The organism is Paenibacillus sp. 102 (genome assembly GCF_039549175.1).
GTDB lineage: Bacteria > Bacillota > Bacilli > Bacillales > Bacillaceae_G > Bacillus_A.
This window is the reverse complement of record NZ_JBCGHT010000090.1, coordinates 1-255: the sequence shown is the minus strand read 5'-3', so window position 1 is coordinate 255 and position 255 is coordinate 1. Positions and strand designations below refer to the sequence as shown.

Sequence of the window (255 nt, the reverse complement as noted above, 5' to 3'; positions counted from 1 at the left end):
ATTCCAACATAGTTCGAAATTGTGACCAAGATACTTCACTAATCGCTTTTGCAAGCTTTCTATTTTTGAGCATATTACTGATTTGTAAGTCTTCCATACCGATGGCATCGTGGTTTTTGATGATTTCAGTAGAGAGCTTATGTAAGTAATCGGCTCTTGCATTTGCAATATGTTCATGGATTCTTGCAACTTTCACACGTTGTTTATTCCAGTTCGAAGAACCTTGCGTTCTTCTGGAAAGGATACGCTGTGCTT

1 protein-coding gene is annotated in these 255 nt (G+C 38.0%); it reads right to left on the bottom strand.

Annotated features, from left to right (window positions below; genetic code table 11):
- Nucleotides 1–255: RNA-guided endonuclease TnpB family protein (locus AAIE21_RS29470; protein WP_343269885.1), on the bottom strand; the 255-nt coding region annotated here is incomplete at both ends.